Origin of the sequence: Aeromonas sp. Y318-1, from assembly GCF_027706125.1 — a bacterium.
GTDB classification, from domain to species: Bacteria; Pseudomonadota; Gammaproteobacteria; order Enterobacterales; family Aeromonadaceae; genus Aeromonas; species Aeromonas hydrophila.
In genome coordinates, this window is the sequence record NZ_JAPDCM010000023.1 from 24,383 (window position 1) to 46,095 (window position 21,713).

22 protein-coding genes are annotated in these 21,713 nt (G+C 62.8%); 10 read left to right on the top strand and 12 right to left on the bottom strand.

Annotation, left to right across the window (positions count from 1 at the left end):
* Nucleotides 1–57 precede the first annotated feature (57 nt).
* Both waaA and waaF read right to left on the bottom strand, forming a co-directional pair.
* On the bottom strand, nt 58–1,323 hold the full coding sequence (gene waaA / locus OKB87_RS22515) for a lipid IV(A) 3-deoxy-D-manno-octulosonic acid transferase (protein WP_270828570.1): 1,266 nt from the start codon (nt 1,321–1,323) through the stop codon (nt 58–60).
* A 1-nt stretch (nt 1,324) separates the two neighbouring features.
* Nucleotides 1,325–2,440, bottom strand: a complete 1,116-nt coding sequence (waaF, locus tag OKB87_RS22520; protein ID WP_016349010.1) for a lipopolysaccharide heptosyltransferase II — start codon at nt 2,438–2,440, stop codon at nt 1,325–1,327.
* A gap of 240 nt (nt 2,441–2,680) precedes the next feature.
* On the opposite strand from waaF, the gene OKB87_RS22525 reads away from it, so the two are divergent.
* On the top strand, nt 2,681–3,469 hold the full coding sequence (locus OKB87_RS22525) for a glycosyltransferase family 2 protein (RefSeq protein ID WP_270828571.1): 789 nt from the start codon (nt 2,681–2,683) through the stop codon (nt 3,467–3,469).
* A 70-nt stretch (nt 3,470–3,539) separates the two neighbouring features.
* Here the strand turns inward: OKB87_RS22525 and OKB87_RS22530 are convergent, their stop codons facing one another.
* Nucleotides 3,540–4,583 carry a glycosyltransferase family 9 protein gene (locus OKB87_RS22530; protein WP_041216384.1) on the bottom strand — a complete coding sequence of 348 codons (1,044 nt, stop codon included), beginning with the start codon at nt 4,581–4,583 and terminating at the stop codon, nt 3,540–3,542.
* A gap of 223 nt (nt 4,584–4,806) precedes the next feature.
* Here OKB87_RS22530 and coaD point away from each other — a divergent pair, with 223 nt between their 5' ends.
* Nucleotides 4,807–5,289 (top strand): pantetheine-phosphate adenylyltransferase, encoded by a 483-nt coding sequence (gene coaD, locus OKB87_RS22535; RefSeq protein WP_270828572.1) that lies wholly within the window; start codon nt 4,807–4,809, stop codon nt 5,287–5,289.
* Nucleotides 5,290–5,343: 54 nt separating this feature from the next.
* On the opposite strand, the gene OKB87_RS22540 is transcribed toward coaD, so the two are convergent.
* The 6 genes from OKB87_RS22540 to radC all read right to left on the bottom strand — a co-directional run bounded on the left by OKB87_RS22540 (nt 5,344) and on the right by radC (nt 9,021).
* Nucleotides 5,344–6,225 (bottom strand): VirK/YbjX family protein, encoded by an 882-nt coding sequence (locus OKB87_RS22540; protein ID WP_017411133.1) that lies wholly within the window; start codon nt 6,223–6,225, stop codon nt 5,344–5,346.
* 178 nt (nt 6,226–6,403) lie between these two features.
* The gene (mutM, locus tag OKB87_RS22545) at nt 6,404–7,216 is read right to left on the bottom strand and encodes a bifunctional DNA-formamidopyrimidine glycosylase/DNA-(apurinic or apyrimidinic site) lyase (protein ID WP_011704183.1); all 813 of its coding nucleotides are present in this window, start codon (nt 7,214–7,216) and stop codon (nt 6,404–6,406) included.
* A gap of 29 nt (nt 7,217–7,245) precedes the next feature.
* On the bottom strand, nt 7,246–7,701 hold the full coding sequence (locus OKB87_RS22550) for a hypothetical protein (protein WP_044798843.1): 456 nt from the start codon (nt 7,699–7,701) through the stop codon (nt 7,246–7,248).
* A gap of 93 nt (nt 7,702–7,794) precedes the next feature.
* A complete protein-coding gene (gene rpmG, locus OKB87_RS22555; RefSeq protein ID WP_005307500.1) occupies nt 7,795–7,962 on the bottom strand; it encodes a 50S ribosomal protein L33 in 168 nt (55 codons plus the stop codon).
* An 11-nt stretch (nt 7,963–7,973) separates the two neighbouring features.
* Complete coding sequence (gene rpmB / locus OKB87_RS22560) at nt 7,974–8,210, bottom strand: 50S ribosomal protein L28 (protein ID WP_005307492.1); 237 nt, start codon at nt 8,208–8,210, stop codon at nt 7,974–7,976.
* Nucleotides 8,211–8,346: 136 nt separating this feature from the next.
* Nucleotides 8,347–9,021, bottom strand: coding sequence for a RadC family protein (gene radC / locus OKB87_RS22565; protein WP_073348597.1), 675 nt, complete (start codon nt 9,019–9,021; stop codon nt 8,347–8,349).
* Between the two features lie 147 nt (nt 9,022–9,168).
* On the opposite strand from radC, the gene coaBC reads away from it, so the two are divergent.
* From coaBC to OKB87_RS22585, 4 genes are all read left to right on the top strand, one after another.
* Nucleotides 9,169–10,371 (top strand): bifunctional phosphopantothenoylcysteine decarboxylase/phosphopantothenate--cysteine ligase CoaBC, encoded by a 1,203-nt coding sequence (gene coaBC, locus OKB87_RS22570; protein ID WP_227290359.1) that lies wholly within the window; start codon nt 9,169–9,171, stop codon nt 10,369–10,371.
* Between the two features lie 40 nt (nt 10,372–10,411).
* A complete protein-coding gene (dut, locus tag OKB87_RS22575) occupies nt 10,412–10,870 on the top strand; it encodes a dUTP diphosphatase (RefSeq protein WP_016349004.1) in 459 nt (152 codons plus the stop codon).
* A gap of 68 nt (nt 10,871–10,938) precedes the next feature.
* A complete protein-coding gene (gene slmA / locus OKB87_RS22580) occupies nt 10,939–11,535 on the top strand; it encodes a nucleoid occlusion factor SlmA (RefSeq protein WP_011704178.1) in 597 nt (198 codons plus the stop codon).
* A 186-nt stretch (nt 11,536–11,721) separates the two neighbouring features.
* Nucleotides 11,722–12,558 (top strand): mechanosensitive ion channel domain-containing protein, encoded by an 837-nt coding sequence (locus OKB87_RS22585; protein ID WP_270828573.1) that lies wholly within the window; start codon nt 11,722–11,724, stop codon nt 12,556–12,558.
* Between the two features lie 124 nt (nt 12,559–12,682).
* Here the strand turns inward: OKB87_RS22585 and OKB87_RS22590 are convergent, their stop codons facing one another.
* A complete protein-coding gene (locus OKB87_RS22590) occupies nt 12,683–12,871 on the bottom strand; it encodes a holin (RefSeq protein ID WP_005323764.1) in 189 nt (62 codons plus the stop codon).
* Nucleotides 12,872–13,287: 416 nt separating this feature from the next.
* Between OKB87_RS22590 and pgi the strand changes: the two genes are divergently transcribed.
* The gene (gene pgi / locus OKB87_RS22595; RefSeq protein WP_017411125.1) at nt 13,288–14,937 is read left to right on the top strand and encodes a glucose-6-phosphate isomerase; all 1,650 of its coding nucleotides are present in this window, start codon (nt 13,288–13,290) and stop codon (nt 14,935–14,937) included.
* Nucleotides 14,938–15,085: 148 nt separating this feature from the next.
* Here the strand turns inward: pgi and ilvC are convergent, their stop codons facing one another.
* Nucleotides 15,086–16,567, bottom strand: a complete 1,482-nt coding sequence (ilvC, locus tag OKB87_RS22600) for a ketol-acid reductoisomerase (RefSeq protein ID WP_029305272.1) — start codon at nt 16,565–16,567, stop codon at nt 15,086–15,088.
* A 223-nt stretch (nt 16,568–16,790) separates the two neighbouring features.
* Between ilvC and ilvY the strand changes: the two genes are divergently transcribed.
* Nucleotides 16,791–17,684, top strand: a complete 894-nt coding sequence (ilvY, locus tag OKB87_RS22605; RefSeq protein ID WP_017411123.1) for an HTH-type transcriptional activator IlvY — start codon at nt 16,791–16,793, stop codon at nt 17,682–17,684.
* On the opposite strand, the gene OKB87_RS22610 is transcribed toward ilvY, so the two are convergent.
* Nucleotides 17,673–18,545 carry a substrate-binding periplasmic protein gene (locus tag OKB87_RS22610; RefSeq protein ID WP_242796751.1) on the bottom strand — a complete coding sequence of 291 codons (873 nt, stop codon included), beginning with the start codon at nt 18,543–18,545 and terminating at the stop codon, nt 17,673–17,675. The two genes, ilvY and OKB87_RS22610, sit on opposite strands and share 12 nt — an antisense overlap.
* 169 nt (nt 18,546–18,714) lie before the next feature.
* On the opposite strand from OKB87_RS22610, the gene OKB87_RS22615 reads away from it, so the two are divergent.
* On the top strand, nt 18,715–18,906 hold the full coding sequence (locus OKB87_RS22615) for a hypothetical protein (RefSeq protein ID WP_011704172.1): 192 nt from the start codon (nt 18,715–18,717) through the stop codon (nt 18,904–18,906).
* A gap of 72 nt (nt 18,907–18,978) precedes the next feature.
* Nucleotides 18,979–21,555, top strand: a complete 2,577-nt coding sequence (locus OKB87_RS22620; protein WP_270828574.1) for a bifunctional acetate--CoA ligase family protein/GNAT family N-acetyltransferase — start codon at nt 18,979–18,981, stop codon at nt 21,553–21,555.
* Nucleotides 21,556–21,713: the final 158 nt, after the last annotated feature.

Sequence of the window (21,713 nt, forward strand, 5' to 3'; positions counted from 1 at the left end):
ACGACAAACAAAAACGGAGCGCCATGCGCTCCGTTTTTTATGTCCGCCTGCCCGGCTTCAGTCGTTCTCCAGGCTGGCGAGGCAGTGAGACAAGGTGCGCGCCAGCGCCCCCTGGTTGCGCAGCACCACGGCGCGGGCCTGCTCGCCCATCTCCCAGCGCCGGCTCTCGTCGGCCAGCAGCGCGCTCACCTGTTCCCCCAGCTCGGCGGCATCGGCCACCACGGCGGCGCCACCCTGAGCCACCAGCTGGCGGGTGATGTCGCTGAAGTTGAAGTAGGCGGGGCCGCTCAGGCAAGGTTTGCCCAGCGCAGCCGGTTCCAGCAGGTTATGGCCGCCCACCTTGACCAGGCTGCCGCCGACGAAGGCCACGTCGGCCGCCGCCAGCATCAGCGGCAGCTCGCCCATGGTATCGCCCAGGTAGATCTTGTCGCGCTCGCCGACCGCACCGCCCGCCGTACGCCGTGCGCAGCCGTAGGGGGCACACAACGCCGCCACCCGCTCAAACCGCTCGGGGTGACGCGGTACCAGGATCAGCAGGGCCGACGGCTGCGCCGCGAGCACCCGATCGAAGGCGGCCAGCACCTGCTCGTCCTCCCCCTGATGGGTGCTGGCGGCAATCCAGACCGGCCGCTCCGCCCCCAACAACTGGCGTAGGGCACGACCTTTGGCATGCACCTGCTCATCGAGCTGGATGTCGAACTTGATGGAGCCGGTCACCGCCAGCCGCTCGCGTCCCACTCCCAGCCGATGAAAGCGATCCGCGTCGTCCTGGTGCTGGCAGAGCAGGTGGGTCAGCGGCCGGCTGAGGGCATCGAAGGCGCCCTGAAAGCGGGCGTAACGCCGGCAGGATCGCTCCGAGAGGCGGGCATTGATGATGGTCACCGGCAGGTGGCGCGCCTCGCAGGCGGCCAGCCAGTTCGGCCACAACTCGGTTTCCATCACCCAGAGCGCGCGCGGTTTGACGGCATTGAGAAACGCCGCCACCGCCCAGGGGTAGTCGAGCGGCGCGTAGCGATGCTCCACCAGATCCCCCAGCTTAGCGGCTTGCTCGGCGCCGGTACGGGTGGTGGTGGTGAGCAGGATCGGCAGATCGGGCCGCTCGGCCTTGAGGGCACGGATGAAGGGGCTGATGGCCAGCGTCTCCCCCACGCTCACCGCATGGATCCAGAGCGGCGCCTCCTGCCCGGTGGCGGGCGTCCGCCCCAGGTGCTCGGCCCAGCGCTTGCCAAAGCCGGGCTTGCCCTTCTTCGGCTTGTAGAGCGCCAGCAATGCCAGCGGCAACCCCAGATGGATCAGCAGGTTGTAGAGCAGCCGATAGCCCATGCTAGTGCGGCTCCCCGCGCTTGCCCGGCTCGGCGACAAAACGGGGCGGTTCGCCGGGCGGCAGCGCCAGCGGTGGGGCCGGCGTCTCGCTGCACTCCAGCCGGCGGCCAGCCTCGATGACCTGCTCCGGCATCAGCTCGATCAGGCACTTGAGGTGGCCGAACTTGCAGGTGCGCTTGAAGCAGGGGCGGCACTCGATGTCGGTGTGGACGATCTCGACCCGGTCCGCCAGCGGCGGGGTATAGAGCGGCGAGGTGGAACCATAGACCCCGATCAGCGGCCGGTTGAGGGCGGCGGCGACGTGCATCAGGCCGGAGTCGTTGGCGATCACCCGCCCGGCCAGCGCCATCAGGTCGATCGCCTCGTACAGATTGGTCTTGCCCGCCAGCACGTGGCAGTTGGGGCGCGACAGCGGGTTGATCCGGTCGCGGATGGTGTTGGCCACCGCCGCGTCCTTGGCAGAACCGAAGATCCACACCTGCCAGCCCTCGTCCAGGTGCTTTTGCGCCACCACGGCGTAGTGGCCCTCCGGCCAGCGCTTGGCCGGGCCGAACTCGGCCCCCGGGCAGAGCACCAGCACCGGGCGGGCGCGATCCAGCCCAAGCCGCTCCAGCGCCTTCTCCTGGTTGATGAGATCGACGTTGAGGGCCGGCTGGGGAATGGTCGGGATGTCGGCCCGGCTCTTCATCTGCGCCTTGGGATAGGCCAGCGCCAGGTAGGCCTCCACCATCAGCGGAAAGGCGGACTTGTTGCTGCGCATGTCGTTGAGCAGACCGAAGCGGTGCTCACCCTTCCAGCCGGTGCGCACCGGGATGCGGGCAAACCAGGGGATCAGCGCCGACTTCATGGAGTTGGGCTGGATGATGGCCTGATCGTACTTCTCGGCCGCCAGCTGCTTGCCGAGCCGGCGGCGGGCCCCCAGCTTGAAGTCGCCGTGACCAAGCGGCATCGGGATGGCTTTGTCCACCTCCGGCATCCGCTCCAGCAGGGCACCACACCAGGCGGGCGCCATCACGTGCAGCTCGCTGTCGGGGTGATTGGCCTTGATCGCCTTGTAGAGGCTCTGGGACATCACCATGTCGCCGACCCAGGAGGGGCCGATCACCAATATCTTCATCTCGCGCGTCTCTTGGGCCAAGCCCTGCGGTTAATCGTTGCTGGCCGAGATTATGCCCCAAGAATGGCCCGAGAAATAACAGAAGATCCCCGCACCACCCGCTCTCATGCCAAAAAGAAACCCATTTGAAACTGACGCAGCCCGACAGCCGGAACCATGCTCCGCCTGCCGTTTTAGGCTAGAATGGGCGCCAATTTGAGCATGGCCCGCCAGCCGGGCGCCAACAAGAGCCTTTAATCCGTGAACAAACCGACTCTGGCGGCTGTCCTTATCGTCAAGAATGAAGCCGAAAACCTGCGCCCCTGCCTCGCCTCCCTCGACGGACTGGTCGACGAGATCGTCATCATGGACTCCGGCAGCCAGGACGAGACCCCGGCCATCGCCGCCGAATTCGGCGCCCGCTTCTTCGTCAACCCGGTGTGGCCGGGCTTCGGCCGCCAGCGCCGCCTCGCCCAATCCCACGTGCAATCCGACTGGGTGCTGTGGCTGGATGCAGACGAGCGGCTCACCCCCGAGCTGAAAGCCGCCATCACCGCCGTCATGGCCAACCCGGCCAGCGACACCATCTACTCGATCCCGCGCCTCTCCTGGGTGTTCGGCCGCTTCATCCGCCACAGCGGCTGGTATCCGGACCGGGTGCTGCGCCTCTATCCCAAGGCGCTCACCAGCTACAACGAGGTGCTGGTGCACGAGAAGGTGGAGGTGCGCGCCAACATGAAGATCGTCAACCTGCACGGCGACCTGCTCCACTTCACCTATCGGGATCTGGAGCACTACCTGGTCAAATCCGCCGGCTATGCCCGCGCCTGGGCCGATCAGCGCACCGCCCGCGGCAAGAAGGGCTCCCTCGGCCAGGGGCTGGTGCATGCAGTGGGCTGCTTCCTCAAGATGTACCTGCTCAAGGCTGGCTTCCTCGACGGCAAGCAGGGGCTCTTGCTGGCCATCCTGTCGGCCCACTCCACCTTTGTGAAGTACGCCGACCTTTGGATCCGCCAGCAGCCGCAGGCACCGGATCAGGCGGACGAGTAAGCCGCCAGCACTCCCCCTCATACGAGACAGGGCCCTTCAAGGGCCCTGTCTGCATTTACACCATCTGGCATCAGTGTTCAGTGCGCCAGAACGGCGGTGCCCAGCGGGCGATCGCCGCCGCCATGGTCTTGGGATCGAGCTGGCTCATGTCTTCCGGGTGATCGCTGTCTTCCGGCGGGCTGAACGCCAGGTGGCGCCCCTCGCTGTTGAGCGGACGCCAGCGCAGCGGCGTCGCCGAGCGGTGCGCCGGGAAGAAGCCGATGGTGGGCACATCCAGCGCCGCGGCGATGTGCAGCGGCCCGGTACTGCCCGCCACGAACAGGGCGGCGTTGGCCATCACCTGGCAGAACTTGGGCAGCCCCTCGTCGGAGCGGTAGATCCAGCCGTTGCCGCCGTGGGCCAGCAGCTCGGCCGCCAGCTGTTCGGCGATCTTCTCCTCCCCCGGCCCCGCGGTCAGGATGCACTGCAACTCGGGACAGGCCTGGTTGAGCTTGATGATGAGGCGGGCGTACTGCTCGATGGAGAGGTTGTTGGCCGAGCCGCCGCTGCCGGCATGCACCATCAGCCAGGGGCGACCGGCATCAAGCCGCAGGCGGGCGGCGACCTGCTCGCGCACCTGTTGCAGGCTCTCGGTATCAAAGCTGAGGTAGGGGCCCTGCGGCTCCACCGCGCTCACCTGCTGGTCGGCGAGGAAACGGCGCACCAGATCCAGGTTGTATTCGTACTCCGGCTTCTGGGAACGGGAGCGGCGCTGGATCAGGCGCTGGTTGTAGAGCACCTGAGCCAGCTTGGTGGCCGGCGCCAACCGGTAGGGAATGTGCGCCTTCCACACCAGCATAGCGTTGCGGGAGTTGGAAAAGAGGCAGATGGAGGCATCGAAGGCGGCAGCCTTGATGCGCGCCTGCAAGGCGCGTTGCTGTTCCTTGTCAGCCCGTGAGCCCGGATCCAGGATGATCTCGTCAATCCAGGGGCAGAGGCGGGCCAACGGCGCCGTGTAGGCAGGAACCAGGGCAGTCACATGACACTCCATGGAGCGCTTGAGCATGGCAAAGCTCGGCCAGGCCAGCATGAAGTCACCAATCTTGTCATTGCGGACTACCAGAATACGTTTCATAAAAAATCCCTTTGCTCCCTGTCACCAATGCAAGGAGGCTTGATGCGCGGTGCGGGTATTCTTGCCTGATGTATCGCTATTCTCAAGCGAAGAGACCCGGTGACCCCGATTTGGATCGGCAAAGCCGGCATCGGGGCGCCAAAACTCGCCCCAAGGCGGTCGCGCCAATCCCCCAACAGACCCTATAATGCGACCAAATTTCCCGGTTGCAGGAATCAGCAGCATGACCAACAAGGTAATCTATCCCGGCACCTTCGATCCCGTCACCAACGGCCACACCGACCTCATCGACCGGGCCGCCAAACTGTTTGATGAAGTGGTGGTCGGGGTGGCCAACAGCCCGAGCAAGCGGCCGCTGTTCGATCTGGACGAGCGGGTGCAGCTGGCTCGCCAGGTGACCGCCCACCTGCCCAACGTCAAGGTGGTCGGCTTCTCCGGCCTGCTGGTGGATTTCGCCAGGGAGCAGCAGGCCAACGTGCTGATCCGCGGTCTGCGCGCCGTTTCCGACTTCGAGTACGAATTCCAGCTGGCCAACATGAACCGCCGCCTGATGCCGGAGCTGGAGAGCGTGTTCCTCACCCCGGCCGAGGAGAACTCTTTCATCTCCTCCACCCTGGTGAAGGAGGTTGCCCTGCACGGCGGCGACATCCGCCAGTTCGTTGACCCCGCCGTGGCCGCCGCCATCAAGGCCAAACAGACCAAGTAACAACGAAACAGGCTACCCGAGGGTAGCCTGTTTGCTGCTGGGGGCCTGTGCGGCTCAGCCCGCCAGGCGCGGGCCCAGCAGTTGCTGACTCGCCAGGGTCAGCTGATCGAGCCACTCGTAACGGCGCCGGTACATGGCCCGCTTCTTGGAGGCGATCTCCTCCAGTGGCTTGCGCTGAGCGGGCTGCAACCGCACGAAGTTGCTGTCCAGATCGATGGCGCCAAACTCCTGCCACAGCTCGTCATAGTCCGCCTGCAGGCAGGCTTTCTTCTTCTTGCTGTAACGGCGGGCCTGATAGATGTGGGCCTTCATCCGTACCGCCGAGATGTGCTCGGCCTGCATCGCCTCGGCCAGTTGCATCACCAGCATCACCACCAGCGACTTGGGCCGCAGACCGTGGCCCTCCTTGGTCAGCGCACGCACCTTGTCCTGCGCCTGCTCGATGCAGGGCTCCGGCCCCTGTACCGAACCGATTACCACTGCCAGCCGGTTGGGGGTGCCGGCCAGCGAGAAGGCGCAGCTGTAGAGCCTCTTGCCCTGCGGGTCGACGATGGAGAGGGCGAGCTCCGCCTCGCGGCGAAAGGTACCGTCGTGGCGCAGCACGATGCGGCAGCCACTCTCGGGATAACGGCCGAGCTCGATGCCATCCCCCAGATAGAGCGGGTCGATCAGATCCGGGTAGCGGGCCAGCATCAGCCGGTAGTGATTTTCCAGCATCTCGGCCCGCTCGGTCGCGGTGGAGCCGGCAAAGCGATAGGGCCGCATCGGCTTGTCGAGCAGCTCGGGATAGTGGGCAGGCAGGGCCTTGAGCGGTTCGGCCTGAAACAGCTCGAACACCCGGCTCAGCTGCTGCCGATAGAGCAGGCTGCGCAGCACGAACTTGGCGCGATTGAAGGTTTTGCGGGCGCTGTCATCGGGATAGAGGAAGCGCGCCATTTTTTGGGCACAATAGTGCCCCTGCCGGGACAAATGGTCCCAGTCTATTGATTTAGCTGTCATTTTATTGTCTCAAACCGCCTGAACGGTCGAGATAGTAGTGACAGGCGAGCAAATCTTCAACAGACTGGAAATACTCTCTTACAACTTGGCCATGTCAGGCCAAAAAAACCGCGATTCAGCGCTGGCAGTGGGAGCAGAACACGGTGGTACGCTGTCCCAGCCGGATTTCACTGAGCAGGGTGTGGCAGTGAAAACAGGGCTGGCCGCCCCGTCCGTAGACCTGCAGCTGCTGCACGAAATATCCCGGCTTGCCGTCTGCGCTGGTGAAATCCTTGAGGGTGGTGCCCCCCTGCCGGATGGCTTCGGCCAGCACACGCTTGATCTCGGCCACCAGGGTGCCCAACCGCTCTGCGCTGATGTTGCCCGCCGCCCGCTTGGGATGAATGCCGGCGGCGTAGAGCGCCTCGTTGGCGTAGATGTTGCCCACCCCGACCACCACCTGATTGTCCATCAGGAAGGTCTTGATGGCGGTGCTGCGCCCCTTGGCACGCTCACGCAGGTAATCGGCGTTGAACGCGTCGGTGAGCGGCTCCGGCCCCAGCTTGGCCAGCAGCGCGTGCGCCTCGGCCGGCTCGCGGGTCCACAGCAGGGCGCCGAAGCGGCGCGGATCGTTGAGCCGCAGCAGCTTGCCGTTGGCCAGCTCGATATCCACGTGATCGTGCTTCTCGGCCGGGGTGCCGATGTCCAGCACCCGCAGGCTGCCCGACATGCCCAGATGGAGGATGGCGGTGCCGAAGTCGGTCTCCAGCAGCAGGTACTTGGCGCGGCGGCTGACCCGGTGGATGGTGAGATCCACCAGCTCCTGGATTTCCCCCGGCACCGGCCAGCGCAGACGGCCGTCCCGTACCACCACTCGGGTGACCTTGATGCCGGTAAGCCAGGGCGAGATACCCTGGCGGCTGACTTCGACTTCCGGTAATTCAGGCATGGGATCCTCGTGCTGACGCTGAAAAGGGGTTAGGGAGCGGGACGCAGCAGGCTGCGGTACTGCTCCTGGCTCAGGCTGAGCCAGGTCGAGGGCGGCAGCAGGGCGGCAAACTTGCCGCTGTCCTGATAGAGGCCCACCTCGATGGGATCGCTCTGGCCGGCGACCCAGATCTTGAGGGTAACCGGGGTACCGCGCACGGATTCGCCGGGCGGCAGCAACCAGCCCTGCCAGGCCTCGATGTGTGCCGCCAGCTGGGCACTGCTGAGCCCCAGATCCGGCCCGCTGCGCCAGCCCTGCCCGATCCGTTCGATCTGCCAGCTCGGCCCCTGCCAGGTGAGCACCACGGCGCTGTCAGGCAGCAGCGGACGCGCCCGCTTGGCGCTGTTCTCCTGCTGGGCCAGCTCCAGCCGGTGCAACAGGGTGATCACAATCAGCACCACCACGATGATCACGTTGTTCCAGCCTTTGCGGCTCAGTTTGAACATGACAAGCCTCCCTTAGAACCGGCAGTGTACTGAATTTCGGCCATAAAAAAACCCGGCACTAGGCCGGGTTTTTGGGAATGCAGCATCAAGTAATTACTTGATTTTGCCTTCCTTGTAGATCACATGCTGACGAACAACGGGATCAAACTTTTTGATCTCCATTTTTTCGGGCATGGTGCGCTTGTTCTTGGTAGTGGTATAGAAGTGACCAGTACCGGCGCTGGAGTTCAGGCGAATTTTCTCGCGAATACCTTTAGCCATGATCTAATTCCTTATACCTTAACACCGCTGGCGCGCAGTTCAGCCAGAACCACTTCAACGCCACGCTTGTCGATGATACGCATGCCTTTTGCGGATACGCGCAGGCTTACGAAGCGTTTTTCACTCTCAACCCAAAAACGGTGAGTGTGCAGGTTCGGCAGGAAACGACGCTTGGTAGCGTTGTTAGCGTGCGAACGGTTGTTACCAACTGCCGGGCGCTTGCCGGTTACTTGGCATACTCTAGACATGTCAGTCTCTCCAAATCTTACTTCATTGCTCGAGCAAATATCTGCCCCGCTGGCCTTCGATTGCGGGGCAAACAGAAGGCGGCATTTTATACAGCATCCGTGATCAAAGATCAACTAATACGGCGCCAGAGCACAGTCATAACCAACCGCGCTCGGCGAAAGAAACCGTGATGCCGTCACCGATCACCAAGTGATCCAGCACTCTGATATCGATCAGGGCCAAGGCGGCCGTGATCCGATCCGTGATCTGGCGGTCGGCCCGACTGGGCTCGGCGACGCCGGACGGGTGATTATGCGCCAGAATCACGGCGGCTGCATTATGTTTGAGTGCGATCTGCACGATTTCTCTGGGCCAGACGCTCGCCGAGTCGAGGGTGCCGTAAAAAAGTTCAACGAATTGAATCACTCGGTGCTGGTTGTCGAGCAGCAGCAGGGCAAACACCTCGCGGGGTCGATCCCGTAGCTGGGCCTGCAGATAGTCACGGGTTAGTTGGGGTGAAGTGAGCGGATCGCCTCTTTGCAACTGTTCGGCCAGATGGCGCTTGCCCATCTCCAGCACGGCCTGCAGCTGGGCATATTTGGCCGGCCCAAGGCCGTGCGCCGCACAAAAGGCCTGCTGTTCGGCGCCAAGCAGCGCCCGCAACGAACCAAATTGCTGCAACAGATGGCGGGAGAGATCGACCGCACTCAGGCCGCTGACCCCGGTGCGCAGGAAGATCGCCAGCAGCTCGGCGTCGGACAAGCCGCCGGGCCCCTGACGCAGCAGCTTCTCGCGCGGGCGTTCATCTTCCGGCCACTCCTTGATGCTCATTTGTCTCTCCCTCATGCCTATTGAGAGAAAACATAGCAAAAAATCGCGGGAGCCCGACCACAAGTCCCCCATGTCAGCCTCTGTCGTCGTCCGCTGCCTGTGGTATCTTAGCCGACCAGTCAGAGTGAGCCGGAAGAGAAGCAGCAGATGAGATTGGCCGATAAACGCATCCTGTTGGGTGTCAGTGGCGGGATCGCCGCCTACAAGAGTGCCGAACTGGTACGCCGCCTGAAAGATCAGGGGGCCGAGGTACGGGTGGTGATGACCCGTTCCGCCAAGGAGTTCATCACCCCGCTCACCCTGCAGGCCGTCTCCGGCCACCCGGTGGCCGACAGTCTGCTGGATCCCGCCGCCGAGGCAGGCATGGGTCACATCGAGCTGGCCAAGTGGGCCGATCTGGTGCTGATCGCCCCGGCCAGCGCCAACCTGATGGCTCGCATGGCCGCCGGCATGGCCGACGAGCTGCTCACCACCCTCTGCCTGGCCACCCCGGCACCGGTGGCGCTGGCGCCCGCCATGAACCAGCAGATGTACCTCAACGCCGCTACCCAGGCCAACCTCAAGACTCTGGCCAGCCGCGGCATCCTGCTGTGGGGGCCGGACTCCGGCAGCCAGGCGTGCGGTGACGTGGGCCCGGGCCGGATGCTGGATCCCCTCGAACTGGTTGAGCGCTGCTGCCAGCAACTCGCCGCCGAGCCGCTGCTGGCCGGGGTCAGGCTGCTGCTCACCGCAGGGCCGACCCGTGAAGCGCTGGATCCGGTGCGCTACATCAGCAACCACAGCTCTGGCAAGATGGGCTACGCCATCGCCCGCGCCGCCCGTGAAGCGGGCGCCGAGGTGACGCTGGTGAGCGGCCCGGTGGCACTGGCCACCCCGGCGGGCGTCACCCGTGTCGATGTGGAGAGTGCCAAGCAGATGCATCAGGCGGTGATGAGCCGGGTTGGCCAGTGCGACCTCTTCATCGGCTGCGCCGCCGTCGCCGACTACCGCCCCGCGCAGGTAGCCAACCAGAAGATCAAGAAGACCGGTGACAACGACCAGATGCAGCTGACCCTGGTCAAAAACCCCGACATCATCGCCGCCGTGGGAGCTTTGTCAGACAAGCCCTTCACCGTCGGATTTGCCGCAGAAACCGTGGATGTGGAACAATACGCCCTCGACAAACTGCAGCGTAAGCGGCTGGACATGATCGCCGCCAACGACGTATCTCGTGCGGGCCAGGGCTTCAACGCCGATGACAACGCCCTGACCGTGTTCTGGCAAGGGGGTCAAGCCCCCCTGCCGCTGGCCGATAAGCTGACGCTGGCTCGTCATCTCATCGCCCTGATTGCAGACCACTACCGGCACTGAGCCAGTCAATCGACCACCTCCACTCCATTAAAAACGATTTATGACAACACAAATTGAACTGAAGATTCTGGATGCCCGCATCGGCACCGAGTACCCGCTGCCCGCCTATGCCACACCGGGTTCCGCCGGCATGGATCTGCGCGCCCTGCTGGATGCCCCGCTGACCCTGGCCCCGGGTGATACCACGCTAGTGCCGACCGGGCTGGCCATCCACATTCAGGATCCGGGCCTGTGCGCCACCATCCTGCCCCGCTCCGGTCTCGGCCATAAGCACGGCATCGTGCTGGGCAACCTGGTCGGCCTTATCGATTCCGACTACCAGGGCCAGCTGATGGTCTCGGTGTGGAACCGTGGCAATGACAGCTTCACCATGCAGCCCGGCGAGCGCATCGCCCAGCTGGTGATCATGCCGGTAGTTCAGGCCAGCTTCCAACTGGTCGATGAGTTCAATCAGAGCGAACGGGGTGAAGGCGGTTTTGGTTCTTCTGGTCGCCAATAACAGACCACACCAGCCCGCGCGGCGGTGCCTAATAACAGAATCAGGCCATTGTTTTTTTAGGGGAATCCATGGCAAGCAGTAATCAGAAACAGAGTCGGCGCGATCAGATCCTGCAGGCGCTCGCCCACATGCTGGAGACCAGCCCTGGCCAGCGCATCACTACGGCCCGTCTGGCGGCCGAGGTGGGGGTATCCGAGGCCGCTCTCTATCGACATTTTCCCAGCAAGGCGCGAATGTTCGAGGGGCTGATCGACTTTATCGAGGATTCCCTGCTGTCACGGGTCAACCTGATCATGGCCGAAGAGAAGGACACCATGGCCCGCTGCCACCACATACTGCAGCTGCTGCTGGTGTTCGCCGAGCGCAACCCCGGCATCACCCGCATCCTCAATGGCGATGCCCTGCTGGGCGAGCACGACCGGCTGCGGGATCGCATCAGTGTCCTGTTTGACAAGCTGGAGACCCAGATCAAGCAGGTGCTGCGGGAGAAGCGGCTGCGCGAAGGCCAGGGCTTCCAGCTCGACGAGACCATGCTGGCCAACCTGCTGCTGGCCTATACCGAGGGACGCATCAGCCAGTTCGTTCGCTCCGAGTTCAAAATCAAGCCCACCGCCGGCTTTGAAGATCAGTGGCAGTTTATCCGCAGCCAGCTGCTGCAGAGCTGACCAGCCCAATTTGCAATCAGTAGCGGCCACGCCGCTCCAGACGGGTTGCAGTAAAGAGGGAGGCCTTGGCCTCCCTTGTTTTTTGTGGCACAAAAGAGACGATGAGCACCAGATGCGACCCGGATTGTCGCATTCCAGTGTTAGATTCATGTGTCATAAACCTTTTATCGCCTGACAGGACACCCTATGGAACCCGAAATCATCACCGAAGCGCAGACCTGGCTGGTCAACAACCAGGGCCTGCTGATCGAGTACGCCGTCAACATCGCGGCCGCCCTGATCACCCTGCTGGTCGGCTATATCGCCGCCAACCTCATCAGCAGCGCCGTGGTCAAGGTGATGCAGGCCCGCAAGCTGGACACCACTGTCACCCACTTCGTCGGCAGCATCCTCAAGTACGCCATCCTGGTGTTCGTGGTGATCGCCGCGCTGGGCCGGGTCGGGGTGCAGACCGCCTCCTTCGTCGCCATCATCGGTGCCGCCGGTCTGGCCATCGGTCTGGCGCTGCAAGGCTCGCTCTCCAACTTCGCCGCCGGCTTCCTGCTCATCATCTTCCGCCCCATCAAGGCGGGAGAGTTCATCGAAGTAGCTGGCACCGCCGGTGTAGTGCAGTCGGTGCAGTTGTTCACCACCACCCTCACCTCAGGTGACAACAAGATGGTAGTGGTACCCAACTCCGCCATCCTCAACGGCACCATCGTCAACTACTCGCGCATGGATACCCGCCGGGTCGACATGACCTTCGGCATCGGCTATGGCTCCGATCTGCGCAAGGCCAAGCAGATCCTGGAACGGCTGGTCAGCGAAGAGCCGCGCATCCTCAAGGAGCCGGCCGCCACCATCGCCGTCGCCGCGCTGGCCGACTCCTCGGTCAATATCGTGGTACGCCCCTGGGTCAAGACCGGCGACTACTGGGGAGTCTGGTTCGACTTCCACGAGAAGGTGAAGCTCACCTTCGATGCCGAAGGTATCGAGATCCCCTTCCCGCAGATGGTCATGCACATGCAAAAGCCGCAGGCCTGAGCCTTTTCCTGAATGACACAATGCCAGCCTCCGGGCTGGCATTGTCGTTTCCGGCCCCCTGACGGGCATAAAAAATCCGGCCACCCTGGGCCGGACTTTGTTTCAGCATGCCGGGGGCGTCGACTTACACCAGCCGACGAGCCACCCGGTTGAGCAGCGGTTGCACCAGCACATAGCCTCCCAGCACGGCACCGATCACCGCCAGCACCCGTAACGGCAAGGTAGGCGCCGCACTGGTCAGTACCATGGTCAGCAGGCCGATGAGGCCGGTGGCGATCAGGCTCAGAGCAAACAGGGACAACACAGCTTTCATAGCGATCTCCTCATTCCAGACAGTGGCCATCCCTGGGAGATCTCGTCCATTCGCTCATATGCTAGCCAGCCTCCAGTGCCAACAACTTGCGCCTGCGCATGAAATGAGCAAAAAGGCGCCTGTCGAATACTCTTTTGGCTGCCAGGCCAAACTGCCACCCCACTCGCAGCAGGCTCTCGCCCTGAAAGCCCTTTCAACGGCGGCAAGCCCGACCAAGTATGCGCAAACGCAAGATCCGGCCGCCATCAGTGACTCATAATCGCAGCGTTTTGGTTGTAAACTCGGTCGATGGCAGACAATTGGTAAAGCTCTGTTACACGGGCGGCGCAGCTGGCCCGGTATAATGCTCGAATAATAAGGTTTGGCGGGAGCCTTGCCTGCAAGGTTCATACACAACTTGGAAGACTGATAATCCTATGAAAAACATCAATCCAACCCAGACCCAGGCCTGGCAGGCACTGGAAGCCCACTTTGCAGCGAACAAAGAGACCCGGCTCAAGGATCTGTTTGCCCAGGATCCCCAGCGTTTCGACAAATTCTCCCTCACCTTCGGCGGCGACATCCTGGTCGATTACTCGAAGAACCTGATCACCGAAGAAACCCTCAAGTTGCTGGTTGATCTGGCCAAAGAGACCGATCTTCGCAGCGCGATCGACGCCATGTTCAACGGCGACAAGATCAACATGACCGAAGGCCGCTCGGTGCTGCACGTGGCCCTGCGCAACCGCTCCGACCGCCCCATCGAGAGCGACGGCAAGGATGTGATGCCGGAAGTGAACGCCGTGCTGGCCAAGATGAAAGGCTTCTGCGAGAAGATCATCTCCGGCGAGTGGAAAGGCTACACCGGCAAGGCGATCCAGCATGTGGTCAACATCGGTATCGGTGGCTCCGATCTCGGCCCGGTGATGATCACCGAAGCGCTGCGCCCCTATAAAAACCACCTGCAGATGCACTTCGTCTCCAACGTCGATGGCACCCACATCGCCGAAACCCTGAAGAAGATCGATCCGGAAACCACCCTGTTCCTGGTGGCCTCCAAGACCTTCACCACTCAGGAGACCATGACCAACGCCCTGACCGCCCGCGACTGGTTCATCAAGATCGCTGGTGACAAGGCCCACGTTGCCAAGCACTTCGCTGCGCTCTCCACCAACGGCAAGGCCGTGGCCGAGTTCGGCATCGACACCAACAACATGTTCGAGTTCTGGGACTGGGTTGGCGGTCGCTACTCCTCCTGGTCTGCCATCGGCATGCCCATCGCCCTGTCCGTCGGTTTCGAAAACTTCGAAGCCCTGCTGCAAGGCGCCTTCGAGATGGACATGCACTTCGCCACTGCCTCCTATGAGCAGAACGTGCCGGTGCTGCTGGCGCTGATCGGCCTGTGGTACAACAACTTCTACGGTGCCGAGTCCGAAGCCATCCTGCCGTACGACCAGTACATGCACCGCTTCCCTGCCTACTTCCAGCAAGGCAACATGGAATCCAACGGCAAGTACGTGGATCGCAACGGCAAGCCGGTTGACTACCAGACCGGCCCCATCATCTGGGGTGAACCGGGCACCAACGGCCAGCACGCCTTCTACCAGCTGATCCACCAGGGCACCAAGCTGATCCCCTGTGACTTCCTGGCACCGGCCATCAGCCACAACCCGATCGGCGACCACCACCCGAAACTGCTGGCCAACTTCTTCGCCCAGACTGAGGCGCTGGCCTTCGGCAAGAGCAAGGAACAGGTCGAAGCCGAGTTCCTGGCGGCTGGCAAAACCCTGGAGCAGGTCAAGGATCTGGTGCCGTTCAAGGTGTTCGAAGGCAACCGCCCGACCAACTCCATCCTGTTCAAGAGCCTGACCCCGAAAACGCTTGGCTCTTTGATTGCCATGTACGAGCACAAGATCTTCGTACAGGGCGCAATCTGGAACATCTTCAGCTTCGACCAGTGGGGCGTGGAGCTGGGCAAACAGCTGGCCAACAAGATCCTGCCGGAGCTCAACACCGATGCGGCTGTCACCAGCCACGACTGCTCCACCAACGGTCTGATCAACACCTGGAAAGCGTGGAAAGCCTGATTTAGCCGGCCTTTCTGAATGCAAAAGCCCCGCTCGATGAGCGGGGCTTTTTTGTGGCCGGGTTTTCTGGCTGGCCGGTCGGGTGTCCAGCCCGACCGGCGACGAGGATCGTCATCCCCGCCCCTTCATCATCCTGCCCGATGCCGGCTTAACCGCCGACGGCGATGCGCTTCATGTCTTTCATGTAACCGCGCAGTACCTGACCGATCGCTTCGATGGGGTGGTTGCGGGTCGCTTCGTTGGCCGCCAGCAGCGCCAGGTTATCGACGCTCTGCTCATCCGCCTTGCTGGCACCCAGGTCGCCCGCTTTCAGGGTCGGCATGAAGTGCTCGCGCAGCAAGGGCACGGCGGCGTTGGCGAACAGGTAGTTGCCGTACTCGGCGGTGTCGGAGATGACCACGTTCATCTCGTACAGACGCTTGCGGGCAACTGTGTTGGCGATCAGCGGCAGCTCGTGCAGGGATTCGTAGTAGGCAGACTCTTCATAGATGCCGGAGGCCACCATGGTTTCGAACGCCAGTTCGACACCCGCCTTGACCATGGCCACCATCACCACGCCATTGTCGAAGTACTCCTGCTCGGCAATCTTGCCTGCAAACGCCGGCGCGTTTTCGAAGGCGGACTTGCCGGTCTCTTCGCGCCAGCCGAACAGCTTGGCGTCGTCTTCGGCCCAGTCGGCCATCATGCCGCGGGAGAACTCACCGGCGATGATGTCGTCCATGTGCTTCTCGAACAGCGGGCGCATCAGGGTCTTGAGCTGCTCGGAGAGCTCGAAGGCGCGCAGCTTGGCCGGGTTGGACAGACGGTCCATCATCAGGCTGATGCCACCCTGCTTCAGGGCTTCGGTGATGGTCTCCCAGCCGAACTGGATCAGCTTGCCGGCATAGGCCTTGTCAGTCCCTTCGGCAACCAGCTTGTCGTAGCAGAGCAGGGAACCGGCCTGCAGCATGCCGCAGAGGATGGTCTGCTCGCCCATCAGGTCGGATTTCACTTCCGCCACGAAGGAGGACTCCAGCACCCCAGCACGGTCGCCGCCGGTAGCAGAGGCCCACGCCTTGGCGATGGCCATGCCTTCGCCCTTGGGATCGTTCTCCGGGTGAACGGCGATCAGGGTCGGCACGCCGAAACCGCGCTTGTACTCTTCGCGCACCTCGGTGCCCGGGCACTTCGGCGCCACCATCACGACCGTGATGTCGGAGCGGATCTGCTGACCCTCTTCCACCACGTTGAAGCCGTGGGAGTAGCCCAGCGCAGCGCCCTGCTTCATCAGTGGCATCACGGTTTTGACGACGTCGGAGTGCTGCTTGTCCGGAGTCAGGTTCAGCACCAGATCGGCGGTCGGGATCAGCTCTTCATAGGTGCCCACCGCGAAGCCGTTGTCGGTGGCCTTCTGCCAGGAGGCGCGCTTCTCGGTGATGGCGGCCTTGCGCAGGGCGTAGGAGATATCCAGCCCGGAGTCGCGCATGTTCAGGCCCTGGTTCAGACCCTGGGCACCACAGCCCACAATCACCACCTTCTTGCCCTTCAGCACGTTGCAGCCGTCCGCGAACTCTTCGCGCTGCATGAAACGACACTTGCCCAGCTGGGCCAACTGCTGACGCAGGTTCAAGGTGTTGAAATAGTTAGCCATGGTGATTGCTCCGTTCGATTGATTCCATGCCGGATGGCGGCGTTGTCCAAACCACTATAGCGCGGGACACTTATTGCCTGAACTGATATATTCGAAACAGTACGTTGCAATAATTGAAACGTTAGCCCTTCATCATCGCAGGCAAGACCTACCTCCAAACGGTAGATTGAAGCCGCCCAGAACATGGGTCTCGGGCAGCGATGCCGCACCAGGAGTTGAAAAGATGGACCTTCGCAATCTCGAGCTGTTTCTCCACCTTGCCGACTCCCTCCACTTCGGCAAGAGCGCCGATGCCATGGCGGTCAGCCCTTCCACGCTGAGCCGCGCCATCCAGCGGCTGGAGCAGGAGACCGGCTGCGTGCTGTTCGAGCGGGACAACCGCTCGGTGCGACTCACCCCGGCGGGCGAGAAGCTGCGTGAATTCGGCGGCGCCCTGCTGCAGGAGTGGCGCCAGCTCAAGCAGGAGCTCAAACGCAGCGATGAGCCGCTGCAGGGGCGGCTGCGGGTGTTCTGCTCGGTCACCGCCAGCTACTTCCTGCTGCCCGAGGTGCTTGAGCGCTTTCGCCGCCGCTATCCCCAGCTGGAGATCAAGCTGGAGACCGGCGACCCGGCGCTGGCGGTGGACAAGATCCTGGCCGACGAGGCCGATCTGGCCATCGCCGCGCGGCCGGATGCCCTCTCCGCCAAGCTGGAATTTGCCAGCCTGCAGCAGGTGCCGCTGGTGTTCATCGCCCCCCGTACCGCACCGCAGCAGAGCCAGTGGTTCTCCCAGGGGGAGCCAGACTGGGAGCGGCTGCCGCTGATCCTTTCGGAGCAGGGGCTGGCCCGCAAACGCTGCGATCAATGGCTGCGCAACAAGGGGATCGCTCCCAACATCTATGCGGAGGTGGCGGGCAACGAGGGGATTGTCGCCATGGTGGCGCTCGGCTTCGGAGTGGGGCTGGTGCCGGCGGCGGTGATCGACCACAGTCCCATGGGGGAAAAGGTGCGCATCGTAGAACCCAAGCCGGCGCTCAAGCCGTTCGATGTCGGCATCGCCGTGCTCAAGAAGCGGCTGGAAGAGCCGCTGATCCGGGCCTTCTGGGATACCGCCCGGGGCCAGGGTTCACTGCGCTGACACGGTGGGCAGCGCCGGAGCATAGATGAGCGAGGGATCCTGCATCATGGCGCGGCTGCTGGCCGGCAGATCCGGATTGCTCAGCTCCAGCATCACCCGCCGATCGAGCTGCAGCCGCCGAATGGTGCTGCCAAAGCCCGCCTCAAATACCCGCTCATAGTCACCGGACTGACGGGCTCGCTGCAGGCCGAGCTCGATGCGCTTGGCCAGTTCCGGGTACTTGGGCGAGACGAAGAACAGCAGCGCCAGCGGATAGCGAAACACCAGGTGCGGCTCGATGGCCAGCTCAGGGTGTTGCTTGAGCTCCTCCTCGATCTCGATGACCGAACGCAGGAAGCAGTCAAAGCGCTGCTTGCGCAGCATGTTGAACAGGGCATCGTAGAGGCTGCCCACCACCACGTTGAGGCCGTTCTCCTTGAGCAGACGGGTATCAGGCCAGGATCTGTGTTGGCCGATGCGAAGCCCGGCCTGCTGCCAGTCGGCCAGCGATCGTATGTTGGCGAACCGCCCCTCATCCCCCTGCCGGATGAGGCACACCCGCCAGCCCAGCAGCCCTTTTGCCAGCGGAACATGGATGGCCAGCAGGGTACGTTCGCGCTCCTCGTCGGGGGCAAACACCCCGATCTGCACCAGCTCGCCGCTTTGCAACTCCTTGACCGCCCGTCCCTGCTCCATCGGCGGGCTGGCAATCAGCCGATAGGGACCGTATTCCGGCACGGTCAGATCGAGCGAGAGTCGCAGCAGACCGGCCACCGCAGGATTGGGATGGTCCAGCAGCAGGTTCCAGGCCCTGATGGGCACCTCTGCCGCCAGCACACTGCCGGCAAACAACATGATGCAACACAACCAGATCCTGCTCATCGCGCACCTCCCCCGCCGTCCATTCACTATAACCTCAGGCCTGGCCCCCTTGATGCAGGACGCCACAGATGTGTGAGCCACTTCGTGTCAAATCTGACAATGGTCAGTCTGAGGATCAATTCACCGACTAGACTGGATGTTCAGCCTGAATAGAACAAGGAGCTGCGCCATGATGCCCCATCTGATCGAAATCAACAGCTCGCTGCTGTTCGATGAGTACCTGCAGAGCCTGGGCGTACCACAAACACAGCTCGATCAAGAGCAGGATATCTATCTGCAGGAGCGCCACCTGGCAGCGGTACGCCAGATCCAGGGTGAGCTGAAGTTTTACCTGCGAGCCAGTGCCCTGACCAGGCAGTGATCCGCAACCGGTCACAGAACCGGCGCTGAAAGCGTATTACACTGGCACCATCCGCCACCCACGGGAGTGCCCATGAAACCAAGCGGCCTGGATCGGCTCTTCAAACCCCAGTCAATCGCCGTCATCGGTGCCTCGACCGACCCGCAGAAGGCGGGTCACGTGGTGATAAGACACCTGCTCGCCGGCCAGTTCAAGGGCCCCATCCTGCCAGTCAGCCCACACAGCAAGGCCATTGCCGGTGTGCTGGCCTATGCCGATATCAACAGCCTGCCGCTGGCCCCGGATCTCGCCATCGTCTGTACCCGGCGGGAACGGGTGTTGGCCCTCATCGAAGCGCTTGGCAAACGGGGAACGGGCGCTGCCATCATACTGGCGGCAGACTTCACTGCGCCGGAGCGGGAGCAGCTGCAGCAGCTCAGCCGGCAATACGGCATCCGCCTGCTCGGCCCCAACAGCATGGGAATGTTGTTGCCGGGTCAGGGCATCAATGCCAGCTTCTCGCCGATTGCCGCCAAACCCGGTCAGGTGGCGTTTCTCTCCCAGTCGGCCGCCGTCAGCACCACCATCCTGGATTGGGCCAAGCAGCATGAACTCGGCTTCTCGGCCTTCATCTCCCTTGGCGATCACTGCGACATCAACTTCGGCCAGCTGCTGGATCAGCTCTCCCGCGACAGCGTGACTCGCGCCATCCTGCTCTACATGGACAAGCTGCAGGACGCCCGCCATTTTCTCTCGGCCGCCCGCGCCGCCGCCCGCAACAAACCCATCCTGGTGCTCAAGAGTGGCCGCCATGAGCCGGACAACGGGCTCGACAACGTCTATGACGCCGCCATTCGTCGTGCCGGCATGCTGCGGGTGCGGGATACCCACGAACTGTTTGCCGCCGTCGAGACTCTGAGTCACTCCCTGACCCTCAAGGGAGAGCGGCTCGCCATCATCTCCAATGGCCGTGGCTTGGCCAACATGGCGATCGACAAATTGCTGGAGCGGGGCGGCAAGCTGGCGATGCCGCCCCGCGACATCGGCAGCGATGCCGACATCAATGACTATCAGCAGGCTCTCGACGACCTGCTGCAAGGGGATGAGGCTGACGCTATCCTGCTCATCCATGCCCCGTCACTCACCGCCCGTGGCGCCGCCCTAGCGCGCAGCCTGATCGACTACGTCAAGCAGCACCCCAGAGCCAGACGCTTCAATATCCTGACCAACTGGGCGGGGGAATATTCGGCCCAGGAGGGGCGTCGTCTGTTCAGCGAGGCAGGCTTCCCCACCTACCGCACTCCGGAGAGCGCGGTCGCCGCCTTCATGCACATGGTGGAATACCGGCGCAACCAGAAGCAGCTGATGGAGACCCCCGCCTCCCTGCAGGGTGACAGGCTCAACCTCGAGCTGTGCCAGCAGTTGATCAGACAAGCGCTGGAACGCAAACAACTCACCCTCGACACCCATCTGGCACACCCCATTCTGCAGGCTGCGGGGCTCTCCACCCTGCCGACCTGGATCGTCTCCGATGCCATTGAGGCCACCCTGACCGCGGAGCAGATCGGCTATCCAGTGGCAGTCAAGCTGCGTTCACCGGACATCCTCCACAAGTCGGCGGTACACGGCGTCATGCTCAACCTGCGGACCTCGGCCGAAGTCGCCCAGGCTGCGGACGCCATTCTGGATCGGGTCAGGCAGCACGATCCCGGCGCCCGTATCGAAGGCCTGCTGGTGCAGCGCATGGCGCGCCGCAGTGGGGGGCTGGAACTGCGGATCCGGCTGCAACAAGACCCCGTATTCGGCCCTGTCATCCTGCTCGGCGAGTCAGGAGCCGAGCCGCAGGAGATGATGGCGGCCCTGCCGCCGCTGAACCAGGCGCTGGCACGCTACCAAATCATCGGGGCGCTCAAGAGCCGCAAGATCCGCGAGCAGGCCAGTCCGGAGCGACTCGATATCGATGCCCTCGGCCAGGTGTTGTGCCAATTGTCGGAGTTGCTGCTCGCCTTCCCCGAGATCCAGCGGCTGGATCTGCACCCACTGCAGGCCTGCGGTGCCGAAATGGTGGTACTGGATGCCAGCCTGACGCTGCAACCTGCTGAAGAAGGCCGCTGCAGACTGGCTATCCGCCCCTATCCCACCGAACTGGAAGAGGGGGCCTGGCTCAAGGATCAGAGCCATGTGCTGCTCCGCCCGATCCGGCCGGAGGATGAACCGGCTCACAAGCAGTTTGTACTCAAGGTATCGGATGAAGACAGGTACAAGCGCTTCTTCGCCGACGTGGGGGAGCTGGGACATGAAGAGCTGGCCCGCATGACCCAGATCGATTACGACCGGGAGATGGCCTTTGTCGCCGTGGGGCAGGATGGTCCGTTTGACCAGCAGATCCTGGGGGTAGTACGCGCCATTTCCAACCCGGACCTGTCTGATGCAGAGTTTGCCATCCTGGTGCGCTCCGACCTGAAAGGGCTGGGGCTTGGCAAGCTGATGATGGAGAAGATAGTGCGCTATGCCAGAGAGCGCGGCATTGGCCAGCTGTCGGGCATGACCATGCCCAGCAACCGCGGCATGATCAACCTGGCAAAACGGCTTGGCTTCAAGATCGATATCCAGCTGGAAGATGGGGTGGTCAACATGGAGCTGCCCTGCGCCAGTCAAGGGCAGGCATAAAGCAGAGAAATCAGCGATTTATGGCCATAAGTCGCTGATTTTAGATAATAAAAAAGCCCGCTCAGATGAGCGGGCTTTCAATGTTGGGTGCCTGGCAGTGTCCTACTCTCGCATGGCGAATGCCACACTACCATCGGCGCTACCGCGTTTCACTTCTG

Excerpts from the sequence above, each read along its gene's own strand:
- waaA (WP_270828570.1), bottom strand. The coding sequence starts at position 1,323 with ATGGGCTATCGGCTGCTCTACAACCTGCTGATCCATCTGGGGTTGCCG.
- waaF (WP_016349010.1), bottom strand. The coding sequence starts at position 2,440 with ATGAAGATATTGGTGATCGGCCCCTCCTGGGTCGGCGACATGGTGATG.
- OKB87_RS22530 (WP_041216384.1), bottom strand. The coding sequence starts at position 4,583 with ATGAAACGTATTCTGGTAGTCCGCAATGACAAGATTGGTGACTTCATG.
- coaD (WP_270828572.1), top strand. The coding sequence starts at position 4,807 with ATGACCAACAAGGTAATCTATCCCGGCACCTTCGATCCCGTCACCAAC.
- OKB87_RS22540 (WP_017411133.1), bottom strand. The coding sequence starts at position 6,225 with ATGGCGCGCTTCCTCTATCCCGATGACAGCGCCCGCAAAACCTTCAAT.
- mutM (WP_011704183.1), bottom strand. The coding sequence starts at position 7,216 with ATGCCTGAATTACCGGAAGTCGAAGTCAGCCGCCAGGGTATCTCGCCC.
- OKB87_RS22550 (WP_044798843.1), bottom strand. The coding sequence starts at position 7,701 with ATGTTCAAACTGAGCCGCAAAGGCTGGAACAACGTGATCATCGTGGTG.
- rpmG (WP_005307500.1), bottom strand. The coding sequence starts at position 7,962 with ATGGCTAAAGGTATTCGCGAGAAAATTCGCCTGAACTCCAGCGCCGGT.
- rpmB (WP_005307492.1), bottom strand. The coding sequence starts at position 8,210 with ATGTCTAGAGTATGCCAAGTAACCGGCAAGCGCCCGGCAGTTGGTAAC.
- radC (WP_073348597.1), bottom strand. The coding sequence starts at position 9,021 with ATGAGCATCAAGGAGTGGCCGGAAGATGAACGCCCGCGCGAGAAGCTG.
- coaBC (WP_227290359.1), top strand. The coding sequence starts at position 9,169 with ATGAGATTGGCCGATAAACGCATCCTGTTGGGTGTCAGTGGCGGGATC.
- dut (WP_016349004.1), top strand. The coding sequence starts at position 10,412 with ATGACAACACAAATTGAACTGAAGATTCTGGATGCCCGCATCGGCACC.
- slmA (WP_011704178.1), top strand. The coding sequence starts at position 10,939 with ATGGCAAGCAGTAATCAGAAACAGAGTCGGCGCGATCAGATCCTGCAG.
- OKB87_RS22585 (WP_270828573.1), top strand. The coding sequence starts at position 11,722 with ATGGAACCCGAAATCATCACCGAAGCGCAGACCTGGCTGGTCAACAAC.
- OKB87_RS22590 (WP_005323764.1), bottom strand. The coding sequence starts at position 12,871 with ATGAAAGCTGTGTTGTCCCTGTTTGCTCTGAGCCTGATCGCCACCGGC.
- pgi (WP_017411125.1), top strand. The coding sequence starts at position 13,288 with ATGAAAAACATCAATCCAACCCAGACCCAGGCCTGGCAGGCACTGGAA.
- ilvC (WP_029305272.1), bottom strand. The coding sequence starts at position 16,567 with ATGGCTAACTATTTCAACACCTTGAACCTGCGTCAGCAGTTGGCCCAG.
- ilvY (WP_017411123.1), top strand. The coding sequence starts at position 16,791 with ATGGACCTTCGCAATCTCGAGCTGTTTCTCCACCTTGCCGACTCCCTC.
- OKB87_RS22610 (WP_242796751.1), bottom strand. The coding sequence starts at position 18,545 with ATGAGCAGGATCTGGTTGTGTTGCATCATGTTGTTTGCCGGCAGTGTG.
- OKB87_RS22615 (WP_011704172.1), top strand. The coding sequence starts at position 18,715 with ATGATGCCCCATCTGATCGAAATCAACAGCTCGCTGCTGTTCGATGAG.
- OKB87_RS22620 (WP_270828574.1), top strand. The coding sequence starts at position 18,979 with ATGAAACCAAGCGGCCTGGATCGGCTCTTCAAACCCCAGTCAATCGCC.